24 protein-coding genes are annotated in these 23,893 nt (G+C 64.5%); 17 read left to right on the top strand and 7 right to left on the bottom strand.

What is annotated here, in order from left to right:
* Positions 1-28: 28 nt before the first annotated feature.
* Both tyrS and ASC89_RS17480 read right to left on the bottom strand, forming a co-directional pair.
* Complete coding sequence (gene tyrS / locus ASC89_RS17485; protein ID WP_055881949.1) at positions 29-1,285, bottom strand: tyrosine--tRNA ligase; 1,257 nt, start codon at positions 1,283-1,285, stop codon at positions 29-31.
* Between the two features lie 101 nt (positions 1,286-1,386).
* The gene (locus tag ASC89_RS17480; protein ID WP_055049272.1) at positions 1,387-2,049 is read right to left on the bottom strand and encodes an alpha/beta hydrolase; all 663 of its coding nucleotides are present in this window, start codon (positions 2,047-2,049) and stop codon (positions 1,387-1,389) included.
* A gap of 329 nt (positions 2,050-2,378) precedes the next feature.
* On the opposite strand from ASC89_RS17480, the gene ASC89_RS17475 reads away from it, so the two are divergent.
* The 11 genes from ASC89_RS17475 to ASC89_RS17425 all read left to right on the top strand — a co-directional run bounded on the left by ASC89_RS17475 (position 2,379) and on the right by ASC89_RS17425 (position 12,018).
* Entirely contained in the window at positions 2,379-3,530 is a 1,152-nt protein-coding gene (locus tag ASC89_RS17475; RefSeq protein WP_056000127.1) for a cysteine desulfurase family protein, read from the top strand.
* Positions 3,531-3,540: 10 nt separating this feature from the next.
* Positions 3,541-5,040 (top strand): Fe-S cluster assembly protein SufB, encoded by a 1,500-nt coding sequence (gene sufB, locus ASC89_RS17470; protein WP_056000124.1) that lies wholly within the window; start codon positions 3,541-3,543, stop codon positions 5,038-5,040.
* Entirely contained in the window at positions 5,040-5,555 is a 516-nt protein-coding gene (locus ASC89_RS17465; protein ID WP_056000121.1) for a cupin domain-containing protein, read from the top strand. The genes sufB and ASC89_RS17465 overlap by 1 nt, the downstream gene beginning before the upstream one ends.
* The gene (locus tag ASC89_RS17460; RefSeq protein WP_056000118.1) at positions 5,548-5,847 is read left to right on the top strand and encodes a hypothetical protein; all 300 of its coding nucleotides are present in this window, start codon (positions 5,548-5,550) and stop codon (positions 5,845-5,847) included. The genes ASC89_RS17465 and ASC89_RS17460 overlap by 8 nt, the downstream gene beginning before the upstream one ends.
* Entirely contained in the window at positions 5,844-6,353 is a 510-nt protein-coding gene (locus ASC89_RS17455) for a cupin domain-containing protein (RefSeq protein ID WP_056000115.1), read from the top strand. Before ASC89_RS17460 ends, ASC89_RS17455 begins: the two co-directional genes overlap by 4 nt.
* An 8-nt stretch (positions 6,354-6,361) precedes the next feature.
* The gene (gene sufC, locus ASC89_RS17450; RefSeq protein WP_056001883.1) at positions 6,362-7,111 is read left to right on the top strand and encodes a Fe-S cluster assembly ATPase SufC; all 750 of its coding nucleotides are present in this window, start codon (positions 6,362-6,364) and stop codon (positions 7,109-7,111) included.
* Between the two features lie 12 nt (positions 7,112-7,123).
* Positions 7,124-8,326, top strand: coding sequence for a Fe-S cluster assembly protein SufD (gene sufD, locus ASC89_RS17445; protein ID WP_162247955.1), 1,203 nt, complete (start codon positions 7,124-7,126; stop codon positions 8,324-8,326).
* Positions 8,323-9,543, top strand: a complete 1,221-nt coding sequence (locus ASC89_RS17440; protein ID WP_082533437.1) for a cysteine desulfurase — start codon at positions 8,323-8,325, stop codon at positions 9,541-9,543. The genes sufD and ASC89_RS17440 overlap by 4 nt, the downstream gene beginning before the upstream one ends.
* A 32-nt stretch (positions 9,544-9,575) precedes the next feature.
* Positions 9,576-9,992, top strand: a complete 417-nt coding sequence (locus tag ASC89_RS17435) for an SUF system Fe-S cluster assembly protein (RefSeq protein ID WP_082528236.1) — start codon at positions 9,576-9,578, stop codon at positions 9,990-9,992.
* A gap of 53 nt (positions 9,993-10,045) precedes the next feature.
* Positions 10,046-10,426, top strand: coding sequence for an iron-sulfur cluster assembly accessory protein (locus tag ASC89_RS17430; RefSeq protein WP_056000106.1), 381 nt, complete (start codon positions 10,046-10,048; stop codon positions 10,424-10,426).
* Positions 10,427-10,725: 299 nt separating this feature from the next.
* The gene (locus ASC89_RS17425; RefSeq protein WP_056000103.1) at positions 10,726-12,018 is read left to right on the top strand and encodes a 3-phosphoshikimate 1-carboxyvinyltransferase; all 1,293 of its coding nucleotides are present in this window, start codon (positions 10,726-10,728) and stop codon (positions 12,016-12,018) included.
* A gap of 228 nt (positions 12,019-12,246) precedes the next feature.
* Here ASC89_RS17425 and ASC89_RS17420 read toward each other — a convergent pair whose 3' ends face one another.
* The 4 genes from ASC89_RS17420 to parE form a co-directional block, all read right to left on the bottom strand.
* Complete coding sequence (locus ASC89_RS17420; RefSeq protein WP_056000100.1) at positions 12,247-13,299, bottom strand: GGDEF domain-containing protein; 1,053 nt, start codon at positions 13,297-13,299, stop codon at positions 12,247-12,249.
* A gap of 132 nt (positions 13,300-13,431) precedes the next feature.
* Entirely contained in the window at positions 13,432-14,898 is a 1,467-nt protein-coding gene (locus tag ASC89_RS17415) for a DEAD/DEAH box helicase (RefSeq protein WP_055881920.1), read from the bottom strand.
* A gap of 224 nt (positions 14,899-15,122) precedes the next feature.
* Positions 15,123-16,028 carry a metallophosphoesterase gene (locus tag ASC89_RS17410; protein WP_055881917.1) on the bottom strand — a complete coding sequence of 302 codons (906 nt, stop codon included), beginning with the start codon at positions 16,026-16,028 and terminating at the stop codon, positions 15,123-15,125.
* A 31-nt stretch (positions 16,029-16,059) separates the two neighbouring features.
* Positions 16,060-18,093, bottom strand: coding sequence for a DNA topoisomerase IV subunit B (gene parE, locus ASC89_RS17405; RefSeq protein ID WP_056000093.1), 2,034 nt, complete (start codon positions 18,091-18,093; stop codon positions 16,060-16,062).
* A 396-nt stretch (positions 18,094-18,489) separates the two neighbouring features.
* Between parE and ASC89_RS17400 the strand changes: the two genes are divergently transcribed.
* The 6 genes from ASC89_RS17400 to ASC89_RS17380 all read left to right on the top strand — a co-directional run bounded on the left by ASC89_RS17400 (position 18,490) and on the right by ASC89_RS17380 (position 23,277).
* Positions 18,490-18,891, top strand: coding sequence for a hypothetical protein (locus ASC89_RS17400; protein WP_156384671.1), 402 nt, complete (start codon positions 18,490-18,492; stop codon positions 18,889-18,891).
* Positions 18,892-18,991: 100 nt separating this feature from the next.
* Positions 18,992-19,318, top strand: coding sequence for a hypothetical protein (locus tag ASC89_RS17395; RefSeq protein ID WP_056000090.1), 327 nt, complete (start codon positions 18,992-18,994; stop codon positions 19,316-19,318).
* A gap of 157 nt (positions 19,319-19,475) precedes the next feature.
* Positions 19,476-19,649 (top strand): hypothetical protein, encoded by a 174-nt coding sequence (locus tag ASC89_RS28515; protein ID WP_156384670.1) that lies wholly within the window; start codon positions 19,476-19,478, stop codon positions 19,647-19,649.
* 483 nt (positions 19,650-20,132) lie between these two features.
* Positions 20,133-21,662: an ABC-F family ATP-binding cassette domain-containing protein gene (locus ASC89_RS17390; RefSeq protein ID WP_056000088.1), complete on the top strand. Its 1,530-nt coding sequence runs from the start codon at positions 20,133-20,135 to the stop codon at positions 21,660-21,662.
* A 188-nt stretch (positions 21,663-21,850) separates the two neighbouring features.
* On the top strand, positions 21,851-22,525 hold the full coding sequence (locus ASC89_RS17385; protein ID WP_162247954.1) for a PilZ domain-containing protein: 675 nt from the start codon (positions 21,851-21,853) through the stop codon (positions 22,523-22,525).
* Between the two features lie 134 nt (positions 22,526-22,659).
* On the top strand, positions 22,660-23,277 hold the full coding sequence (locus tag ASC89_RS17380; RefSeq protein ID WP_055881902.1) for a PilZ domain-containing protein: 618 nt from the start codon (positions 22,660-22,662) through the stop codon (positions 23,275-23,277).
* Positions 23,278-23,280: 3 nt separating this feature from the next.
* Here the strand turns inward: ASC89_RS17380 and ASC89_RS17375 are convergent, their stop codons facing one another.
* Positions 23,281-23,892, bottom strand: coding sequence for a LysE family translocator (locus tag ASC89_RS17375; RefSeq protein ID WP_055881899.1), 612 nt, complete (start codon positions 23,890-23,892; stop codon positions 23,281-23,283).
* Between the last annotated feature and the right edge of the window lies 1 nt (position 23,893).

Raw genomic sequence — 23,893 nt, 5'->3', positions numbered from 1 at the left:
CGGTTCGTTGAACCGCACTTCAGTTCGCTTAGACCGGCTTCAGCAGGGCGTGCTTCTTCTTGCCGACCGAGAGCTTGATCACGCCTTCCGGCAGCAAGGCGGCCGTACCCAGGGAGGCACGCTCGTCGGTTGCCGGCTCATCGTTGACGCGAACCGCACCCGACTGGATGTGCCGGCGCGCCTCGCCGTTGGATGCGGCAAGACCGGCGGTGACCAACGCGGCGAGCAGCCCGATGCCGGCGTTGAGGTCGGACTTCGAGACCTCGGCGGTCGGCAGCGACAGGTCGAGCGCGCCCGCCTCGAAGGTGGCGGCAGCGGTCGACGCTGACTGCTCCGCGGCCTCGCGACCATGGACGATGGCGGTGACTTCCGTCGCCAATACTTTCTTTGCTTCGTTCAGCTCCGAACCGCCCAGCGACGCCAGCTTTTCGATCTCGTCGAGCGGTAGGCGGGTGAAGATCTTGAGGAACTTGCCGACATCGGCGTCCTCGGTGTTCCGGAAGTACTGCCAGAAATCATAGGGGCTGAAGAGTTCGCCGTTGAGCCAGACGGCACCGGAGGCCGACTTGCCCATCTTCTCGCCTGAAGCCTTGGTCAGCAGTGGCGTGGTCAGGGCGTAGAGCTGCGGGCCGCCCATGCGGTGGCTGAGGTCGACGCCGTTGATGATGTTGCCCCACTGGTCGGAGCCGCCCATCTGCAGCACCGTGCCATAGCGCCGGTTGAGCTCAGTGAAATCGTAGCCCTGCATGATCATGTAGTTGAACTCGAGGAAGCTCAACGACTGGTCGCGATCTAGCCGCAGCTTCACCGAGTCGAAGCTCAGCATGCGGTTGACCGAGAAGTGGCGGCCGACATCGCGCAGGAATTCGACATAGTTGAGCTTCAGCAGCCAATCGGCATTGTCCACCATGATGGCGTCGGTCGGGCCGTCGCCGTAGCGGAGGATACGCGAGTAGACCTGCTTGATGCTCTCGATGTTGGTCTTGATTTTCTCGACGCTGAGCAGGCTCCGCTGATCATCGCGAAATGAGGGATCGCCAACCATGGAGGTGCCGCCGCCCATCAGGCTGATGGGGCGGTGGCCGGTTTCCTGCAGCCAGTAGAGCATCGTTACCGTGATCAGGTTGCCGATGTGGATGCTGGTCGCCGTGGCGTCGTAGCCGACATAGCCGGTGATGCGTTCCTTCACCGCCAGGGCATCGAGCCCCTCGGGATCGGAGATCTGGTGGATGAAGCCTCGCTGATCGAGGACGTTCAGGAAATCGGACTTGAACTTGGCGGCCATCGGCTTGCCCTATGTAATCGACCGGCTCGTCATGGGGGCAGGTTACCCCCATGAGGACCTCATCCCCGAGCCTTCCGAAGGAGGAGGTCCGGGGCGTATGGCTAGCGCCCCTTGCCCGCCGCGATTTCCGCGCGGCGCCGGTCAAGATAGTCGGCGCAGCGTTCGGTGAGTTCGTCGATCTTGCCTTCGTAGAAGTGGTTGGCGCCCTCGACCTGCTGCTGCTCGATGGTGATGCCCTTCTGGGTCTTCAGCTTGTCGACCAGCTTCTGCACCGATTGCGGCGGCGCGACGCGGTCCTTGTCGCCGTGAATGATCAGGCCCGAGGACGGGCAGGGGGCGAGGAAGGAGAAGTCGTAGAGGTTTTCCGGCGGGCTCACCGAGATGAAGCCTTCGACCTCGGGGCGGCGCATCAAGAGCTGCATACCGATCCAGGCGCCGAACGAGAAGCCGGCGATCCAGCAGCCGCGCGACTCGCGGTTGAGCGACTGCAGCCAGTCGAGCGCCGCGGCGGCATCCGAGAGTTCGCCGATGCCGTGATCGAACAGGCCCTGGCTGCGACCGACGCCGCGCGAGTTGAAACGCAGCACCGAAAAACCGCGCTGCGCGAACATGTAGAACAGGTTGTAGACGATCTGGTTGTTCATCGTGCCGCCGAACTGCGGATGCGGATGCAGCACGATCGCAATCGGAGCGTTCGGGTCCTTACCCTGCTGGTAGCGCCCCTCGAGGCGGCCTTCGGGTCCGTTGAAGATGACTTCTGGCATAAGATCGTTTCCTTGCCCGTTATTTGGGCCCGTTCTTTTTGGCGCCCCGCCGAACCTCTATGCGCTGGGCTCATGCCTCGCGCGCGGGCCGGTCTCTCGGCTTGACGAATGCTGCGCCGCTGCCTAAAACATGGGCCGAAAACTCCAGTTTCGAATAATTCTAAACTGGGTTTTCGAAGGCGGCAGGTGGTGGTCCAACCGCTTCCGGTTGCTGGTGAGCGCTCCTTGTAGAGAAAGTGAGCGCCCGATTTCAAGATTTGTTTCAGGCACGTGCGGCGCTCCGGCGTCGCAGGCGGCCTTTCGAAGCGGATGAGGCAGGTCTCGGATCTATGGCGCGACAGTCGATCTATCTCGATCACAATGCGTCGGCGCCGTTGCTGCCGGAGGCTCGCGCTGCCCATATCGGGGCGCTCGACCTCGTCGGCAACCCCTCGTCGGTGCATGCCGAGGGCAGGGCGCTGCGTGCGGTGATCGACAAGGCGCGCGCCCAGGTGGCGCGGCTGGCCGGGGCCGAGCGCGACCAGGTGGTGTTCACCGGCTCGGCCACTGAAGCGATCACCCAGGCCATTGTCGGCGGCGCCAAGGCGTTCAATGTCGATGCCATCGTCGTTTCGGAGGGCGAGCACGCTGCCGTGCTCAAGGCCGCAGAGGCGACCGGCCTGCCGATCAAGAAGGTCGGCCTCGATGCCGATGGAGTGATCAAGCTCGAGGAGATCGCGTCAGCGCTGGCCGCGGCGGACCTCGTCGGGATGCGGCTGCTGGTGGCGGTGCACCTCGTCAACAACGAGACCGGGGTTATCCAGCCGGTCGATCGCATCGAAGTGCTGGTCGGCCCGAGCCCGCATTATCTTTTTGTCGATGCGGTGCAGGGCTTTGGCAAGGTGGGGCTCGAATTTGCCTCGCGCGCACCCGATATGATGGCGGTGAGTGGCCACAAGATTGGCGGCCCCGCCGGTATCGGGGCGCTGCTGATGAAAGGCCACGCCGACCAGGTTCGACTGATCCCCGGTGGGGGCCAGGAGAGCGGGCGGCGCGGCGGTACGGAGTCGGCGGCGGCGATCGCCGGGTTTGGCGCCGCAGCGGAAGTGTTCGCCGAGCGGTTCTACCAGGCCAATGTCAGCGAACTGGTGCGGACGGCCGAAGACGGCATGCGGTTGATTGCCCCGGACCTGGTGGTCTTCGGCGAGAAGGCCGACCGGATCGGCAACGTGACCAACTTCGCGGTGCCGGGGTTGAAGAATGCGGTGGCGATGATGGGGCTGGACCTGCTTGGTCTCGCCGTTTCGTCGGGTTCCGCCTGCTCGTCGGGCAAGGTTGGCCCGAGCCATGTGCTGGCCGCCATGGGCGTGCCGGGCGAATTGAGTGAGTGCGCAATGCGGGTGAGTTTCGGCTGGTCCTCTACCATCGAGGACGTCGAGGTTTATCTCAAAGGTTTCAGCGAAGTGGTGGGCCGTCACAAGTCCCGCCGCGTCGCAGCATAGGAAAAAGACAATGGCCCGTTACGACATCCCGACTTTGAAGGAAGAGATCGAGGGAGACACCGTCGAGAAGGTACTCGCGCTCGATGTCGAGAAATACAAGTACGGGTTCGAAACTCAGCTCGAAGTCGACAAGGCTCCCAAGGGCCTGAACGAAGACACCATCCGCTTCATCTCGGCCAAAAAGGACGAGCCGGAGTGGATGCTGGAGTGGCGGCTGGATGCCTATAAGCGCTGGCTGACCATGGACGAGCCGACCTGGGCTAAGGTGCACTACCCCAAGATCGACTTCCAGGACATGTACTATTACGCGGCGCCCAAGAGCTCGAACCGGCCCAAGAGCCTCGACGAGATCGATCCGGCGCTGCTCGAAATGTACGAGAAGCTCGGCGTGCCGCTGAAGGAGCGTGAGCTGCTCGCGGGCATCGAGCAGCCGAAGGTTGCCGTCGACGCGGTGATCGATTCCGTCTCGGTCGGCACCACCTTCCGGGCCGAGCTCGAGAAGATGGGCATCATCTTCTGCTCGATCTCGGAAGCCATCCGCGAGTACCCGGACCTGGTGAAGCAGTATCTCGGCTCAGTGGTTCCGGTTTCGGACAACTACTACGCCACGCTGAACTCGGCGGTCTTCACCGATGGCTCGTTCTGCTACATCCCCAAGGGTGTTCGCTGCCCGATGGAGCTCTCGACCTATTTCCGCATCAACGAGGCCAAGACCGGCCAGTTCGAGCGCACCCTGCTGATCGCCGACGAGGGCTCCTATGTGAGCTATCTCGAGGGCTGCACGGCGCCGGCCCGCGCCGAGCACCAGCTGCATGCCGCAGTGGTCGAACTCGTTGCCCTCGCCGACGCCGAGATCAAGTACTCGACGGTGCAGAACTGGTTCCCGGGCGACAAGGACGGCAAGGGCGGCGTCTACAATTTCGTCACCAAGCGCGGCGATTGCCGTGGCGACCGCTCGAAGATCAGCTGGACGCAGGTGGAAACCGGCTCGGCCATCACCTGGAAGTACCCCTCGTGCATCCTGCGCGGTGACAACTCGTCGGGCGAGTTCTACTCGATCGCCATCTCGAACGGCTATCAGCAGGTCGATAGTGGCACCAAGATGCTGCACCTGGGCAAGAACACCACGAGCCGCATAGTCTCGAAGGGCATTGCTGCAGGGTTCTCTGACAATACCTATCGCGGCCAGGTCTCGGCCCACGCCAAGGCCAAGGGCGCCCGTAACTTCACGCAGTGCGACAGCCTGTTGATCGGCGACAAGTGCGGCGCGCATACCGTGCCCTATATCGAGAGCCGCAACGCTTCGGCCGTGTTCGAGCACGAGGCGACGACCAGCAAGATCTCGGACGACCAGATGTTCTACTGCATGCAGCGCGGCCTCTCCGAAGAGGAAGCCGTGGCGCTGATCGTCAACGGTTTCGTCCGTGATGTGCTGCAGCACCTGCCGATGGAGTTCATGGTCGAAACGCAGAAGCTGATCTCGATCTCGCTCGAGGGCAGCGTCGGCTGATGACGTCCTCGTCCCACAACATCGTCAACGTTGCCGACCTTGAGCTGAAGTGGCTCAAGGTGGGTAACCGCTTTGAGGTGGGGCTCCACGATATCGACGCGGCCATTGGTACCGAGCAGATCGGCGCGACGCTGCACGTGGTGCCGGCCGGCAAGACGGCCTGGCCGTACCACCGGCATCACGGCAATGACGAGCTGTTCTTCATCGTCTCGGGCACCGGCACCTATCGGGTGGGTGAAGCGCGGCTGCCGATCAAGGCAGGCGACTGCATCGGCGCTCCGGCTGGTGGCGAAGCGCACCAGATCATCAACAGCAGCGCTGCGGAGCTGCGCTACATCGCCTTCGCCAATCACGGCCGCGCCGATGTGACCGAATACCCCGATAGCGGCCGGATCGCCGTCGATATCGCGCATGGCAATGACAAAGAGCCGATGTCGATCTTCAGCACCGCCGGCAAGCTGACGCCGTTCGGCTACTGGGACGGCGAAGACACCGAGGGCGAGAACCATGGCTAAGTACTGGTTCGCCCGGCGCTTTCCTGTCGGACACCCGCGCAATGCGATGACCCCGGTCAGCCGCGAGGGCTGGCTCGTGGCCTGGGCGTTCGTCGCCAGCATGGCTGTTGGCGGGCTCGCATTCCTCGGCCTCGCGCTTGCGGGCTCGGCGCTGCTAGGCATCGCGATCTTCGTGGTACTGGCCGCCTCGGGCATGGGCCTGTTCATCGGTCTCGCGTCCCGCAAGGGCGACGCGCTGCACACAGCAGGGGATTACCGGTCAGGCCGTGTATCGAACGAGGCGGCACCGTGAACAAGCCCCTCCTCAACATCGCGGAGCTGGCGCTCGAAAGCTGGACGCAGGGCGCCAACTACCAGTCGTCGGACGCCTCGTTCGGCCGGCTGTTGGGGCTGCGCAACCTCGGCATCAGCTACAACGAGGTGCCCGCTGGCAAGTCGAGCTGCCCGTTCCACAATCATCACGTCGAGGACGAGCTGTTCATCGTGCTCGACGGCGAGGGCACCTACCGCTACGGCGCGGACAGCCACGCCATCAAGGCCGGCGACGTGCTGGGCGCCCCGGCAGGCGACCGCTCGACAGCGCATCAGATCATCAACACCGGCACTGGCGTGCTTCGGTATTTCGGCATCTCGACGATGGCCGCGACCGAGGTATGCGAGTACCCGGACTCGAACAAGTTTGGCGTCTTTTCCCGGACCAGCGGTAACCCGACCGACAAATCGTCGCTTCGGCACATCGCACGCGAGGCAGCGAGCCTCGACTACTGGGACGGCGAGAATATCGGAGAAGTGAAATGACCACCCCCATGCTCGAAATCCGCGACCTCACAGTGCGCATCGAGGAACGCGAAATCCTCAAAGGCGTGAACCTGATCGTCCCCAAGGGCGAAGTGCACGCGATCATGGGGCGTAACGGTTCGGGCAAATCGACGCTGAGCTATGTGCTGGCCGGCAAGGAAGACTACGAGGTCACCGGCGGCGAAGTGCTGCTCGATGGCGTCAACATCCTCGAGATGGAGCCTTCGGAGCGCGCCACGGCCGGCCTGTTCCTCGCCTTCCAGTACCCGATCGAAATCCCGGGTGTCGCCACCATGACCTTCCTCAAGGCAGCGCTGAACGCCAAGCGCAAGGCCAATGGCGAGGCCGAGATGTCGACGCCGGACTTCATGAAGGCAGTCAAGGAAGCCGGCAAGGCGCTGCATATCGACAGCGACATGCTGAAGCGTGCGCTGAATGTCGGGTTCTCGGGCGGCGAGAAGAAGCGCGCCGAGATTCTGCAGATGGCGCTGCTGAAGCCCAAGATGTGCATTCTCGACGAGACCGATTCCGGCCTCGACATCGACGCGCTGAAGGTGGTGTCGGAGGGCGTCAATGCGCTGCGCAGTCCCGACCGCTCGATGCTGGTGATCACCCACTACCAGCGGCTGCTGAACCACATCGTGCCGGATGTCGTGCACGTGTTCTCCGATGGCCGGGTGGTCGAAAGCGGCGGCAAAGAGCTGGCGCTGGAACTGGAAGCCAAGGGCTATGCCGGCTTCGACGAAGCGGCGGCGTAAGGACCGATGACCATGCATGTCCCCGTCCGGCTTGGGCCGGCTGAACTGAAGCTCATCGACCAGCTGACGGCCGCCGGTGCGGTTGCGGAAGCCGAGCGCCTGACCGGCGCCGGGCTGCCGACGCGGCGCGTCGAGGCTTACCACTACACCGACCTCAAGCAGCTGCTGCGGGCGGTGCCGGAACTCGCTGCTGCCGCCACCGAAGCCAGCGCTCCGGCGCTGCGCGTCGCCGGCGCCTACCAGCTGATGATCGCCAATGGCGTGGTGCAGGACACCGGCACGGCGCCGGCCGGCGTCATCGTCGGCAAGGCGGCAGGCGGCGTGCTGTCGACGCGTGACGATGTGGTTACGCGTCTCAACATGGCGCTGGCCAAAGAGTGCCTGACGCTCGACCTCGACGGTTCAGTCGATCCGGTAATCCAGATCGATCGCCGCACCGAAGGCGCCGCCGGCCATTCGACCAGCGCCGCCAAGATCTTCGTCGCCGATGACAGCAGCGCGGTGATCGTCGAGACCTATGCGGGCAGCGAAGAGGCGCACCTCGGCAACCACGCGACCTACCTGGCCCTCGGCAAGAACGCCAAAGTGACCCACATCACCGTCAATCTGGCCGCGGCCAAGGCGACGCATTTCGCCTCGAACGAGTACCATCTCGCCGAGGGCGCACAGCTCAGGACACTGATCATCAACGCCGGTGCGGCGCTGAGCCGGACGCAGCTGTTCCCGCGCTACGAAGGCGCCGGGGCCCACGCCGATATCACCGGGCTGAACCTCGTCTCGGAGGGCCAGCACGCCGATATCACCATGGATGCGCTGCACGCCGTGCCGCACACTTCGTCCAAGCCGCTGTTCAAGTCGATCGCCCGTGGACGGTCCAAGGCCGTGGTGCAGGGCCGGCTGGTGGTGGCGCGCGATGCGCAGAAGACCGACGCCAAGCTGATGAGCCAGGGGCTGATGCTTTCGGACGAAGCCGAAATCCTCTGCAAGCCCGAGCTCGAGATCTATGCCGACGACGTGGTCTGCGGCCATGGCTCGACCTGCGGCCAGCTCGATGAAGATTCGCTGTTCTACCTGACGAGCCGCGGCATCGCGAAAGCCGACGCCGAGACCATGCTGGTGCGGGCCTTCCTCGCCGAACTGGTCGATCCGATCGAGGATGAGGCGCTGAACGAAGCGCTGACCGCGGTGATCGAGGGATGGCTGGCGGGCAAATGAGTTTCGATCTCGCCAAGATCCGCGCCGATTTCCCGATCCTCGAAGAGAAGATCCATGGGAACCGGCTGGTCTATCTGGATAGCGGCGCCTCGGCACAGAAGCCGAACCAGGTGCTCGACCGGATGGATTGGGCGCACCGGCACGCTTATGCCAACGTGCATCGTGGTCTCCACACGCTCGCCAACCGGGCGACCGAAGCCTACGAGGGCGGGCGCGAGGCGACGCGGCGGTTCCTCAACGCCAGCCGACCCGAAGAGATCATCTTCACCCGCTCGGCCACCGAGGCGATCAACCTCGTCGCCGCGTCATTCCTCGGTCCGCGGATCGGCGAGGGTGACGAGATCGTGCTGTCGATCATGGAGCACCACTCCAACGTGGTGCCGTGGCACTTCCACCGCGAACGCAAGGGCGCGGTGCTGAAGTGGGTCGATGTGCGTGACGACGGCAGCTTCGACATCGACGCGTTCGAGGCGGCTTTGTCGCCGAAGACGCGGATGGTGGTGATCACCCATATGTCCAACGTCCTGGGCACGGTGACGCCGATCAAACAGATCGTCGAAATCGCCCACGCGCGAAAGATCCCGGTGCTGGTCGATGGCAGCCAGGGCGCCGTGCATCTCAAGGTCGATGTGCAGGAGCTGGGTGTCGATTTCTACGTCTTCACCGGCCACAAGCTTTACGGGCCGACCGGCATCGGCGTGCTGTACGGGCGCTATGACCTGCTTGCCGACATGCAGCCCTACCAGGGCGGCGGCGAGATGATCGACACCGTCACCCGCGACACCGTCACCTACAACGAGCCGCCACACCGCTTCGAAGCCGGTACGCCGCCGATCGTCCAGGCGATCGGTCTCGGCGCCGCTATCGACTATGTCGAGGGCATCGGGCGCGAGGCGGCGCAGGCGCATGAAGCGGAACTCACCGGTTACGCGATGGAGCGGCTGGGGCGGATCAACTCACTGCGGCTGATCGGCACCGCGCCGGGCAAGGGCGGTATTTTCTCGTTCGAGGTCAAGGGCGCGCATGCGCACGACGTCTCGACCATTCTCGATCGCTACGGCATCGCGGTGCGCGCCGGGACGCACTGCGCCATGCCGCTGTTACAAAGGTTCGGCGTCACCTCTACCTGCCGGGCCTCCTTCGGCCTATATACCGGCAAGGACGATATCGATGCTCTGGTAGAGGGTATCGAAAAGGCGCGGAGCTTCTTCGCCTGAGGGCGTGAAACGGGATCGTCTAAGGAATTGATATGTCTGACGAAGTGAACGAGATTGCTCCCGAGGTCGAGGCCACCGAGCCGAATGCCGGCGACGCGCCTCGGATTACGCCCAATGTCGGTGCGGCGATTCCCGCCGACGACGTGGAGCGGATTACCCGTGACCTGATCGGTGCGCTGAAGACGGTCTACGACCCGGAAATCCCGGTCGATATCTACGAGCTCGGGCTGATCTACAAGGTCGACCTCGATGACGACCGCAACCTCACCATCGACATGACGTTGACCGCGCCGGGCTGTCCGGTGGCCGGCGAAATGCCGGGCTGGGTGGAGAACGCGGCGCGCAACGTCGAGGGCATCCAGGACGTTACCGTCAACATGGTCTACGATCCGCCATGGGACGCTTCGCGCATGAGCGAAGAAGCCCAGGTGGCGCTGAACTGGTGGTAAGTGCCAGCGTTTAGGTCTATATATCGTCTTGTTACGATGAAGGTCCGCAACCGATGCCTTTGAAGATCATGAGCCTCACCGATGCCGCCGTCGAGCGCATCAACGAGATCATCGAGGACAGCGCCACCCCCGTGGTTGGCGTGCGCGTCGGCATCAAGGATGCCGGCTGCGCCGGCCAATCCTACACGCTCGCTTATGTCGGCGAGCCGGTGAAGGGCGATGACCACATCGAGGAAAAGGGGGTCCACGTCTATGTGGAACCCAAGGCGACGCTGTTCCTGCTCGGCACGGTGATGGATTTCGAGGAAGACATCCTCAAATCCGGCTTCACCTTCAAGAACCCGAACCAGACCGGCGAATGCGGCTGCGGCGAAAGCGTGCAGCTGAAACCGGCCGACCTCAAGGCGCTGGCCGAGGCTCGGGCGCACGCCTGATTTGAGGCTTTGCCTCCTGCATCTGCTCACACTCGGTGTCATCCCAGCGAAAGCTGGGACCCATTTCTCAGCCTGCGCTTGGAGATAGTTGGGTCCCAGCTTTCGCTGGGATGACATCCAGTTTGGGGCCAGGGCGCTGTCATAACGACGGACTTGGCAAAAGGTGGCGCAATCCGCTACATCCATCTGGCTTGCTTCAACCTCACCCCGGCGACGCCCGGGCCAAATCGACAGATCGATGTGTCCGGCCCTGCCGGAGTGAGTGCGGCCGTTGCGCCGCTGCCTGACGGAGTTCTCCATTGACCGCTGCCGCTTCCTCAAAGCTCGAGGCTTTGACGATCGTTCCGCCTGACCATCCGCTCGTCGGCCGGGTGACCCCGCCGGGATCGAAGTCGATCACCAATCGCGCGCTGCTGCTGGCAGCACTGGCGAAGGGCACGAGCCGGCTCACGGGGGCGCTGAAGAGCAAGGACACGGCGCTGATGGCGAGGGCGTTGATCCAGATGGGCGTCAGCGTCGAGGAGCCGGATGCGACGAGCTTCGTCGTCACCAGCGACGGCACGCTGAAGGCGCCAATCGAGCCGCTGGTGCTGGGCAATGCCGGCACCGCGACACGGTTCCTCACGGCCGCGGTGTCGCTGGTCGAGGGCAGGGTGGTGGTGGATGGCGACGAGGCAATGCGCAAGCGCCCGATCGAGTCGCTGTTGGTCGCGCTCCGTTCACTTGGCATCGATGCGACCAGCGAGACCGGCTGTCCCCCCGTGGTGATCAACGGCACCGGTTCGTTCGGCCGCGGCCGGGTGGAGATCGATGGCGGGCTCTCGAGCCAGTATGTCTCGGCGCTGCTGATGGCAGCGCCGTTCGGCGAGGGCCCGATCGAGGTGGCGCTGACCGGCAAGGATCTCGATGCCCGCGGCTATGTCAACCTGACGCTCGCTGCGATGCGGGCCTTCGGCGCCAGCGTCGAACAGCTCGACGAAATGACCTGGCAGGTGCAGCCCACCGGCTACCAGGCGAGCGATTTCCACATCGAGCCCGACGCTTCGGCGGCGACTTACCTCTGGGCGGCGGAAGCACTGACGGGCGGCAGGATCGACCTTGGCGTGCCGATGGACGCCTTCACCCAACCCGACGCCGAAGCGGCCAAACTGATCCGCAGGTTTCCGCGCATGCCTGATGTGATCGACGGCTCGCAGATGCAGGACGCAGTGCCGACCCTCGCGGTGCTCGCGGCGTTCAACGAGACGCCGGTGCGCTTCGTCGGTATCGCCAATCTCAGGGTCAAGGAATGCGACCGGATCTCGGCGCTCTCCACCGAGCTTAACCGCATCCGGCCGGGCCTCGCGCATGAAGAAGGCGACGACCTGGTGGTTTCGTCCGATCCGCGGCTGATCGAGCTCAGGCACCGCAACGAGCGGACCAGTATCGAGACCTATGAAGACCACCGCATTGCCATGAGCTTTGCGCTGGCGGCGCTGAAGATCGGCGGGATTACGATCCTCGATCCGGACTGCGTGGGGAAGACCTATCCTGGTTATTGGGATGCGCTGCGTTCGCTTGGGGTGGAGACGACCCAGGTCGCTCCTCGCTAGCGCTCGGATCGCGCACGCGACGCGTTGCGATACCCCTCATCCGCCCTTCGGGCACCTTCTCCCTCAAGGGGAGAAGGACGCCAACCTCAGGCATCTCAGTCAGGGCTCCCTTCTCCCCTTGAGGTCAACGGACGAGGGCGTAGCCCTCGCCGCGAGGTGGCGCGTAGCGCCGGATGAGGGGTATCGCATCGGTACGATGCGCGATCGGAGCGAAGCGACGAGCGACGGCTACGCCGCGACGATGTCCTCGTCGCCCAGCTCGGTTTCGCCGACCACCATGTTGCGGCCGCGGTGCTTGGCGGCGTAGAGGCAGCGGTCGGCGCGCTCGATCAAGGTCGAGGGCGTGTCGCTGGTGCGGTACATGGCGACGCCGAACGAGGCCGTGACGCGGCCGAGCTTCTCGTTGGTCGAGCGCTTCAGCAGTTCCTTGGCCTGGATGGCCTTGCGGATGTTGTCGGCGAGGATCACCGCGCCTTCGAGGTCGGTATCGGGGAGCACGGCGGCGAATTCCTCGCCGCCATAGCGGGCGGCGATGTCCCGGCCCTTGATGTTGGATTTGAGCGTCATCGCAACGAGGCGCAGCACCTGGTCACCGGTCTGGTGGCCCCAGGTGTCGTTGAAGCGCTTGAAGTGATCGATATCGATCAGCATCAGGCACATGTGGTCGCCGTGTTCTTCAGCCCGGCTCACGGCGCGCAGCAACCCATCATCGAAGGCCTTGCGGTTGTAGACCTTGGTGAGCGGGTCGAGCAGCGCCTCGCGGCGGACATCGTCGAGATCGCGCTGCAGCGCCTCGATATCGTCGCGCGAGGCGGCGAGGTTCATTTCGAGCTTATGGTTGGCATCCTGCATGCGGCGGGTTTCCGCCAGCAGCGCGTCGGCCAGGGTCCGCAGTTTGGTGGCATCCAACTCGTCCGAACCGAGGTCGCCGCTGGCAACCTGGAGCGAGGCCGAGTAGGCGCCGGCCGTGGTCATGGCGGTGTCGATGGCATCGTGAATGGCAACGATGCGGTTCGACATCCGCTGCGATACGCTGGAGATGCGTTCGTTGGCGTCCTGCGCCCGGAGGAACTCGTTGTAAAGCCGCTCGGCGATATCGGCGGTCGGGTGTCCGTCGCGGAAGATGGCGTTGACGCGGGCGTTGAGCGCCGGATTGATGCCAGTGGCATAGGTGTAGAGCAGTTCATAGAACTGCGGGTACGGAGGAATCGTGGCCCGCTTCAGCAGGTCCAGCGCCGCATTGGCATAACCGAGGGCGCGTCTGAATTCCTGTTCTGACACCGTTCCCCCAAGCCCGGCTCCTGCCGGTTGTTCGGCCGGCATTGTCAGTTGTTCGGCATTAACGGGGCGTAAAAACACGGCGATCTGCTAGCAATTCTACTGAGATCGCCGTGGAAGTTCTGTAGATCGCGGCTATTTCCGCAGCAGGAAGGCCGGGATCGGACCGTCAGAACCGAAAGGCGAATCGGCGACGATGCCTTCGATGTGCTGAGGACGCGGTTCGCGGGCGGGTTTTTCGCCGCCATTGCTACGATTGTTGTCGTTGCGAGGCGCATCGTTGCGCTGAGGGCGGCGAGGCCGCTCGCTGCGTTCCTCGCGCGGCTGCTGGGTCTCCTGCACCGCCGCAGCTTCGACCGGCGCGGCGGTCTCCCGCGAGCCGCGGCCACCGCGCCGACCGCGGCCGTCACGCAGCGAACGAACTTCGCCGCGTTCCTCGGTGCGCGTCGCTTCGGAACGCTCGACCGATCCGCCACCCAGCTTCACCTCGGGAATATCCTTGGCGATCAGCTTGGTGATGGCATCGACATATTTGCCGTCGGAGGGCGTGGCGAGCGTAATGGCGACACCCGAGCGGCCGGCACGGCCAGTGCGGCCGATGCGGTGCACGTAGTCCTCGGCGTGGGTCGGCACGTCGAAGTTGAACACGTGGCTCACCGCCGGGATGTCGAGGCCGCGGGCCGCCACATCGCTGGCGATCAGCAGCTGCAGCTTGTCGGTCTTGAAGCTGTCGAGCGTTTCCATGCGGCTCTTCTGGTCCATGTCGCCATGCAGCCCAGCGGCCGAAAAGCCGTGGCGCTCCAGCGAGCGGGCGAGGGTGGCCACATCGCGCTTGCGATTGCAGAAGATGATCGCGTTCTTGAGGTTCTCTTCGCCACGGATCAGGCGGCGCAGCGCGTCGCGCTTTTCCTCCGGCTTGCCGGAGACGCGGACGATCCGCTGCTCGATGGTCTCGGCGGTCGAGTTCTGGCGGGCGACCTCAAGCTTGATCGGGTCGCGCAGGAACCGGCTGGTCAGGCGCTGGATTTCCGGCGGCATGGTGGCCGAGAAGAATAGCGTCTGCCGGCGCGGCGGCAACAGGCCACAGATGCGCTCGATGTCGGGGATGAAGCCCATGTCGAGCATGCGATCGGCCTCGTCGATGACGAGAATGTCGACGCCGGTGAGCAGGATGCGGCCGCGCTCGAACTGGTCGAGCATGCGGCCGGGCGTGGCGATCAGCACGTCAGCGCCGCGATCGAGCACCCGGTTCTGGTCTTCGAAGCTGACGCCGCCGATCAGCAGGGCAACGCTGAGCTTGTGGTTCTTGCCGTACTTCTCGAAGTTCTCGTGCACCTGCGCTGCGAGTTCGCGCGTCGGTTCGAGGATCAGCGTGCGCGGCATGCGGGCGCGGGCCCGGCCGCTTTCGAGCAGCGTGAGCATCGGCAGCACGAACGACGCGGTCTTGCCGGTGCCGGTCTGTGCGATGCCGATGATGTCCCGCTTCTGCAGGACATGCGGGATAGCCTGCGCCTGGATATCGGTGGGCTTGGTGTAGCCGGATGCGGCAACCGCATCGATCACCTTGGCGCTAAGGCCCAACCCGGAAAAGTCATTTGCCAAATCAGTGGTCCGCTCAAGTAGGGAAGGCAGGTCGACGGGCAGCTACTTGAGGAGGTGCGGGTCGACGAACAGGTCGCAAAGTACAAGCCGGATAATCAGGCTTCGCCTTGCAGCAACCGATCCGGACTCCGCCCTGTCCGGGGCTGCGCGCGACGCGCCCGGAACATAGTGGAAACCCCTTGCGAGTCAACGGGGTTCGCGGGCGGGTGATTAATTGTGGTCGGTCAGGCCGTGCCGACATCGAGCATGACGATTTCCGGCCAGTTGCCGATCCGCACGGGAATGACGGAGCAACCAAGGCCGCGCGAGACGATCAGCTCGCGTCCCTCGACAGTGTAATGGCCGGCGGGAAAGCGACGCGAGCCGAGCGATGCCGCCCAGGGGCGCCAGCCCAACAGCGAGATCTGGCCGCCATGGGTGTGGCCGGACAGCGTCAGGCTGACGCGGTCGGGTACTTTGGGGAAGATATCAGGCTCGTGGGCGAGGAGCAGGGTCGGCTCGCCGTCGGGGATCTGGGCCAGCGTGGCGTCGAGGTCGTCGAGCCCCCAGGTGTGCCGGCCGTCATGGACGCCGCCGGGCAGGATACCCAACTGGTCGCCAAGACCGGCAAGCCAGAACGGGTGCCCGTCCTTTTCGAGGCGGATGGCTTCGTTGACGTAGGTGGCGATACCGGCGTCACGCAACGCCGTGCGGGCCAGCGGCGTCATCGAATGGTCCAACTGGAAGGCGCGGTCCTCCCAGTAGTCGTGATTACCGAGAACGGCATGCACACCGAGCGGAGCGGAGAGCTTGCCGAGCGCGCTGGCCCATTCGACATTGGCGACCTGACCGGTCCTGAGCCGCATGCCGCTGACATAATCCCCGAGCAGCAGGATGACGTCCGCGCCCAATCCTTGCGTCTGCGCGCACAGCTCCTCGATGCGGCTCAGGTCCATCCAGGGCTCGCAGGCATGGAGATCGGCAATGACGGCGGCGCGCAGTTTCAGGCCGGCCGGCCAGCCGCGCGGCGTGAGGGCGTAGGTGGTGACGCGCGGACGGGCGAGGGCCTCGATGAAGGGGTAGGCGGCAGTGGCGATCAGCCCGAGCACGCCCACGCCGAAAAGCTTCAGCAACCCACGTCTGGTGATCATGTTCGCCCCTGACCCTCAGGGACGCTCGTCCCTAGATATCCAGATCGGTGACGAATGCGGCGTTTTCCTGGATGAAGTCGAAGCGGGCTTCCGGGCGGTTGCCCATCAGGCGGTCGACCGACAGCCGCGTCTCCTCGAAGTCGTCGCGGATGCGGACCTGCAGCAGGGTGCGGGTCTTCTTGTCCATCGTTGTTTCGCGCAGGTGCACATAGGGCATCTCGCCGAGGCCCTTGAAGCGGGTGATATCCGGCTTCTTGCCCTTGAACTCATCTGCCAGCAACTGGTCGCGGTGCGCGTCGTTCATCGCATAGGCGACCTTGGGGCCGGCGCTGATGCGGAACAGCGGCGGCATCGCGAGGTAGAGATGCCCGCCCTCGATCAGCTTGGGCATCTCCTGGAAGAAGAAGGTCATCAGCAGCGAAGCGATGTGGGCGCCGTCGACATCGGCGTCGGTCATCAGGATGACCTTGTCGTAGCGCAGCTCATCTTCACGATAGCGGTCACGGGTGCCGCAACCGAGCGCCTGGGTCAGGTCGGCGATGGCCTGGCTGGCCTGCACCTTGTCGCGAGTGGCGCCGGCGACGTTGAGGATCTTGCCGCGCAGCGGCAGGATGGCCTGGCTCTTGCGGTCGCGCGCCTGCTTGGCGCTGCCGCCGGCCGAGTCACCCTCGACGATGAAGATCTCGGCGCCCTGGGCGGCCGATTGGGTGCAGTCGGCGAGCTTGCCGGGAAGGCGGAGCTTTCTGGTCGCGGACTGGCGGTCGACCTCTTTCTCTTTCTTCCGCCGCAGCCGCTCCTCGGCGCGCTCGATGGCCCAGTCCAGGAGCTTGGAGGCCTGGTTGGGTGAGGCGGCGAGCCAGTGGTCGAACGGGTCGCGCAGCGCCGCGTCGACGATGCGGGTGGCCTCGGGCGAGCTGAGCTTGTCCTTGGTCTGGCCGACGAATTCCGGCTCGCGCACGAACACCGAGAGCATGGCCGAGCACTGTACCAGCACGTCTTCGGCAGTCAGCTGCGCGGCGCGCTTGTTGCCCGAGAGCTCGGCATAGTTGCGCAGGCCGCGGAGCAGGGCGACGCGCAGGCCCTGTTCGTGCGTGCCGCCATCGCCGGTCGGTACGGTGTTGCAGTAGGAGTTGACGAAGCCGTCACCGAGGCACCAGGCCACAGCCCATTCGACCGAGCCGTGCGTGCCGGGCTTGCCGATGATGCCCGAGAAAATGTCCTCGGCGATGCGGGGTTCGCCTTCGATGCGGTTGGCGAGGAAGTCGCGCAGGCCGCCGGGGAAGTGGAAGGTCGCCTTGGCCGGTACATCCGCCGTGGCGAGGCTCTCGTCGCAGGTCCAGCGGATCTCGACGCCACCGAAGAGGTAAGCCTTCGAGCGGGTCATCTTGAACAGGCGGGCGGCAGAGAACTTGTGCTCGCCGAAGATCTGGGGATCGGGGTGGAAGCGCTGCGTGGTGCCGCGGCGGTTCTGCACCTTGCCCACCGTCTCGACGGCGCCCAGTGGTTTGCCGCGCGAGAACGCGATGCGGTAGAGCATCTGGTCGCGCGCCACCTCGGTGATGAGGCTGTCGGACAATGCGTTGACCACCGAGACGCCGACGCCGTGCAGCCCGCCCGAGGTCTCGTAGGCCTTGCCGTCGAACTTGCCGCCGGCATGCAGCCGCGTCATGACGATTTCGAGCGTCGAGACACCGGGGAATTTCGGATGGTTCTCGACCGGGATGCCGCGGCCATTGTCGGTGACGGTCAGGAACCCGTCCTCGCCGAAATGCACTTCGATGCGGCTGGCGTGGCCGGCGATCGCCTCGTCCATCGAGTTGTCGATGACTTCGGCGAACAGGTGGTGCAGCGCGTTGGCGTCGGTGCCGCCGATATACATGCCGGGGCGGCGGCGCACCGGCTCGAGGCCTTCGAGCACCTCGATATCGGCAGCCGAATAGGAGGCGGCGTGGGCGACGCTCGGGGGAGGGCTGGCAGCCGGCGTTTTCGGCGTGGGAGTAGCAGGCGTACGCTGGGGCGCAGCGTCCTCACCATCAGGGCCGAAAAGGTCTTCGATCGCCGCCATGAAATCTCCGTCCGAGGCGCGAATCGTGCGCCTCACAAGCTCTAGCATACTTGCTGCTTGGGGTGGGTTAAGCGGGAGGTAGGGCCCGGCGCTCGAGCTGTCAACCGGTCGTGAACGGCATGTGAATGCACGGTTCCGCGAGCATTCAACGGCCGGGCATTATTCCACTGCTCGAGATTGCGGAGCGCCCAGCTGGGGCCAGTAGGCAGTGTCCGGGCTGGGTGTTCGGCAATCTCACATCGACTGCGCCTGATCTCACTCGGAATTCCGCCGCCCAGGTTGCCTTGCAACATGAACGGTGGATGAACGGGCGATACCGCATTGGTTAAGAATGCAACCTTTAGGGTCGTGGCACGCTAGCGGACCTGGCACCAGTTGATCTTGAAGGAGACTATCATGACCTCAATCCTCTCATCCGTAATGAAGTCCGGCCGTGCCGCTATCGTTGCCGTGACCCTCGGTGCGGCGGCGTTCACCGCCATGCCGGTCCAGGCCCAGTCGTTCAACTTTGATTTCGGCATTCAGGGCGGCGGCAACAGCTTCTCGTACGGCTTCGACAATGGCCGTCGGATGAAGCGCGACTGCCTGACCAACAACGAAGTCCGCCGCGGCCTGCGCCGGGCCGGCTTTGACGACATCCGCTTCGTCGATCGTCGCGGGGTCCGGGTAAAGGTGGTGGCTGATTATGGCCGTCGCACCTACGCCATGACCATCAACCGCTGCACAGGCCGCGTCTCGGATATCGAGCGGCTGCGTCGCCCGTACTTCCCGGGCTTCCAGTTCCAGTTCCGCTTCTAACCCAGTTCCGGCGGGAGCCGGTTCCTCCCTCGCGCTCCCGCCAGATCCCGGCCCCCCATAGGGCCGGGATTTTTGTTCGTGAGTTGCAAAGGAGAACGATATGAAAGCTACCACGCTCATCCGGGCCGCCGTGCTCGGGCTGGCGCTCGGCGCTTCGGCACTCCCCGTGCAGGCGCAGAGCATGCAGTTCCAGTTCGGCTTCGGCACCGACGGGTTCGGCTACCGACGGCCGCTGATCTGCATCGAGCTGACCGACCGGCAGATCCGCAACGCGGTGCGCCAGCAGGGCTACACCAACATCTCGCTCAATGTGCGCAACGATCGGCGCATCCAGGTCCGCGCGACACGCGGCAATTGGGTGTACCTGCTCCGCGTTTCCACCTGCACCGGAGCGATCCTCAATCGTGAACGGCTGCGCCGCAGCTGAGGAAATCGCCAGTGAATCCAATGCGCCCGGTTCCGTACAGAGGGCCGGGCGCGTTGTTTTGGAGCACTTGATTCAGACTTCGTTTGCTTCTCGGAAGCACTTTCTTAAGCGCTCGCGGGTATGAATTTCACATACGGTTTTTGTTCGGAGTAGCCGTATGCGCGCCCAAGCCAAGAGCGGTCTCGCGTACCTTGAGACAGCTTTGAGGGCGCCACGCGACAGCGGATGGCAGCAGGCCGGATTTGATAGTTTTGCGTACCGGCTTGCCCATCTTGCTTTGCCCCGCCCGCTGACCCTCGCTGTCATCGCCACGCTGTTCTATCTGGTGTGAGGGTAGGGGGCTCAGAAGCCACCACGAGTTTGGCGGCAACCTGGTGCCAACCGACGCCCTCAGCTCTCGAGCCGCCTGTCCTTGGGGCAGCCACTGCAAATAGAGGTTCCCGCTTTCGCGGGAATGACCCGGTGGCCGTCGAGGGGTCGAGGTGGCTGCCACTTGACCTGCAATCGCCCCCGGTGCTCTAAGCATTTTGTCAGCAATACCAACCAAGGAGGGTCGCGTGGGCTATCGTCATGACCAGCACCGCAGTCGCGGCCCTGTTTCGGCCCTGCAGCTTTAGTTGCAGGGCTGGCCGAACGGGTCCGGACGTCCTCGTCGTCTCACACCATTCTGGTCTGCCCAAACCGGCTCCGCTTCGTGCGTGAGCCATTGCCGGCACCGGTAGTCCCTGTTGGTCGCGTGATCGAACCGCAAGAGTTTGCAACTTTTGCTGATCACGCTCCGAGCATGGACCGCCAGAAGACCAGAGAGACGAAAATGGGCTCGATCAGCCTCAAGCACCTTTCCATCACCGCCACCGATCCGCTGTTCCGCGACCTGAGCCTCGTCGTCGCCGATGGCGACCGGGTCGGGCTTGTTGCAGGCAACGGGCTCGGCAAGACCTCGCTGCTGCGCGTCATAGCCGGGCTGGCGGAACCCACCAGCGGCGAAGTGGTCCGTTCGCGCGGCCTGCGCATCGGCTATGTCGAGCAGGACGTGCCGGCGGCGCTGATGCCGCTGACCATGCGCGACGCCGTGCTGGATGCCCTGCCGGCTGCCGACCGCGAGACCGACGCCTGGCGGGCCGATGTGGCGCTCGATGGGCTGGAGACGCCCTATGAGCTGCGCGACCGGCTGGTTTCGGCGTTGAGCGGCGGCTGGCAACGCCTGATGCTGATCGCGCGGGTATGGGTGACCGATCCCGATGCGCTGCTGATGGACGAGCCGACCAACCATCTCGACCTGTCAAAGCTGTTCCGGCTGGAGACCTGGCTCAACCGTGAGGCCCGCAATATTCCGCTGATCGTGGCGAGCCACGATCGCGACTTCCTCGATGCGGTGACTAACCGGACGCTGTTCCTGCGGCCGGGAACCTCGCGCTACATGCCGCTCGGCTACTCGGCGGCCCGGCTCGAAATCGAACGCGAGGACGCCTCGCAGGAGGCGCAGAACGAGCGCGATCTGAAGGAAGCCACGAAGCTGAGGAAGCAGGCGGCGAAACTCAACAATATCGGCATCAACTCGGGCAGCGACCTGCTGGTGGTCAAGACCAAGCAGTTGCGCGAGCGGGCCGCGAGGATCGAGGAGGCGGTGCGTCCGGCGCATCGCGAGCGCTCGGGCGAGATCAGGCTCAGCAACCGCGGCACCCACGCCAAGCTGCTGGTCGGCATCGAGAACGTGACGGTGACGACGCCATCGGGGCAGGCGCTGTTCAAGATCGACAAGCTCCACATCTTCCAGGGCGATCGTGTGGTGCTGCTGGGCAAGAACGGCGCCGGCAAGTCGCAACTGGTCAAGCTGATCCACCGCGCCATGGTGGAGCCGGACAGCGTGCCGGGCATAAAGGTCACGCCGTCGCTGGTGCTGGGCTATACCGACCAGGACATGTCGCAACTGCCGGTCAAGGAGACGCCCGAGAGTTTCATCTCGGTGACCTTCAAGCAGCCGGATGCACGGGTGCGGAGCCTCCTCGCGAGCACCGGCTTCGTCATCGAGAAACAGTCGCGGCCGATCGGCCAACTGAGCTTCGGCCAGCGAGCGCGCCTGGGGCTGCTGGCGCTGCGGCTGACCGAGCCGAACTTCTACTTGATGGACGAGCCGACCAACCATGTCGACATCCCGGGCCGCGAAGCGCTGGAGAGTGAGATCCTCGCTCATGAAGCGACGGCCGTGCTGGTCTCGCATGACCGCAGTTTCGTGCGACATGTGGGAACGCGCTACCTGGAAATCAGCGGCAAGCGACTCAAGGAGGTCGATGGGCCCGAGGCGTTTTTCGAGGAGATGATGCTGGAGACCGAGCAAGTCTAGATCGTTCGACTTAGTACAAACTGCCCAGGCGCTTGGCTGGCGGCCAAGGCGGTGAACAGAAATCGCTCAATGCCCCGTGTTGCCCCGCTGAAATACTGTTCAATTGGTTGGTTGGTAAGGTCTGAGTCATGGCCGAATAGGCAATCTTGCGTACGATAGTGTGAGATTGTTCGGTGATGGCTTGGACGATGCAGAACGGACCCGCCGGCAGGGCCGACGCGAGCAGTCGCAAGGATGCTCGCTTCATCGGCGATGTAATGGGCAGCTATGTGCTGGCGGCGCGCGCGCAGACGCCGGGCGCCGTGCAGGTGTTTGCCTGCCGTTCGCGCAGCGTCTCGGCCCATGAGGCGGTGGTGAACGCGCCGGTCAGCGGGGCGCCTGGCGACGCGTTGACCATGACGTTGCAGGGCCTGGGGCTCGTGCGCGGCAGGATCACCCGCATTCTCGAGGGTGGCTTCGCCGTGGCGTTCGATTGCACCGAACAGGAGCGCGCCGTGCTGAGCTCCAGGATCGACTGGCTGAAGCGCCGGACGCTGAAGACGGTCAGCGATCGGCGGGCGCACAAGCGGGTGCTGCCGCGGGAGACGCGCGCCAGCTTGACGCTGGGCGACGGACAGCGCTTCGACTGCTTCATCATCGACATGTCGCAGTCGGGCGTCGCGGTGTCGGCCGATGTGCTGCCGCCGGTTGGCTCGCTGGCCGGGGTGGGCGCGGTTCCCGGCCGGGTGGTGCGGCACATCGAGGCCGGCTTCGCTGTGCAGTTCGGCGAGGTGCAGCAGATCGGTCAGCTCGAGGCGTTGCTGACGCTCAAAACCAGCGACCACCGCATCCTCGCCGGCGAGCGCCTGAAGCTGAGCAAGTAGTGCTCACGCCAAGTATGGCAAACAAATCCTTGCCGGCGTGCCGAGGGATTTCCAGTACGGCGCAACTGGCTGTTCAAGCTTACACGCTAGCGTGATGATAACGATTACATCGAACGCCGGCCAGGAGGCTTGCAATGGGGCAGAACGCCTCCCAGCGCTCCAGCGACATCCGCTTCATCGGGGCGCTGATGGGGCGCTACCTGCTTGCCAGCCGCAAGAACCGCAGCCATCGGGTGCAGGTGTTTGCCTGCCGGCTGCAATCGATCTCGCCGCAGCTGATGGTGGCCTCGGCGCCGGTACTTGGGGCACCGGGCGAGGAACTCTCCGCCAATTTCGAGCCGTTCGGCACCGTCAGGGGGCGGGTCGATCGATTGATCGATGGCGGCTTCTCGATGGCCATCGAGACCAGTGCCGAGGAACGCGACCTGCTGATCAAGCGCATCGGCTGGTACAAGAAGCGGGTCTTCCATGGGGTTGCCGACAAGCGGGCGCATCGCCGGGTGATGCCGAGGGATCCGCGCTCCACCATCTTGTTCGCCGACGGGAGCCGCCTGCCGTGCCTGATCATCGATATGTCGCGCTCGGGCGCAGCTTTATCGGCTGACGTGCAGCCGGACCTCGGCACGCCACTGGCGGTCGGCCGTGTGGTAGCGCGCGTCGTGCGCTGGCTCGACGTCGGCTTCGCCGTACAGTTCCTGGTCGAGCAGGAGCCGGAAAGCCTCGAGGACCGGCTCCACCTCGTCGACGCGTGACGGCTAGCGCTCGGTGAAGGCCAGCTTGGCGCCGAGCGCCACGAAGGCGGCGGCGAAGGTGCGGCGCATCCAGGTGAGGACGCGCGGACGGGTGACCACGTGCTGGCGCACCGCCGCGGCAAATATCCCGTAGATGGCAAAGATCACAAAGGTCATCGCCATGAACACCGCGCTCAGTTCCAGCATCTGGGGCAGGGCGTCGGCGCTGTCGGTCCTGACGAACTGCGGCAGGAAGGCAAAAAAGAAGATCGACAGCTTTGGGTTGAGGATGTTGATCAAGATGCCCGAGACCAATACCTGACGGACCGATTTCGGGGCCGCATCGGTGTCGACGCTGAGCGCGCCTTTCTCCCTGAGCGTCGCCCAGGCCATGTAGAGCAGGTAGGCGACGCCGAGATACTTGATGATCTCGAAGGCGAGCGCGCTGGTGTGGAGCAGGGCGGCGAGGCCGGTGATCGCGGCCGCCATGTGCGGGATGATTCCGAGGGTGCAGGCGAAAGCCGCGAGGATGCTGGCGCGGGCGCCGCGGGTCAGCCCGGCGGCCAGGGTATAGAGCACGCCGGTGCCCGGCGAGGCGACGATGACCAGCGTGGTGATGAGGAATTCGGGCGTCATG

Source organism: Devosia sp. Root413D1, assembly GCF_001425235.1.
Taxonomy (GTDB): Bacteria; Pseudomonadota; Alphaproteobacteria; order Rhizobiales; family Devosiaceae; genus Devosia_A.
The sequence above is the reverse complement of the archived record's forward strand: the minus strand, read 5'-3'. Positions and strand labels throughout refer to the sequence as shown.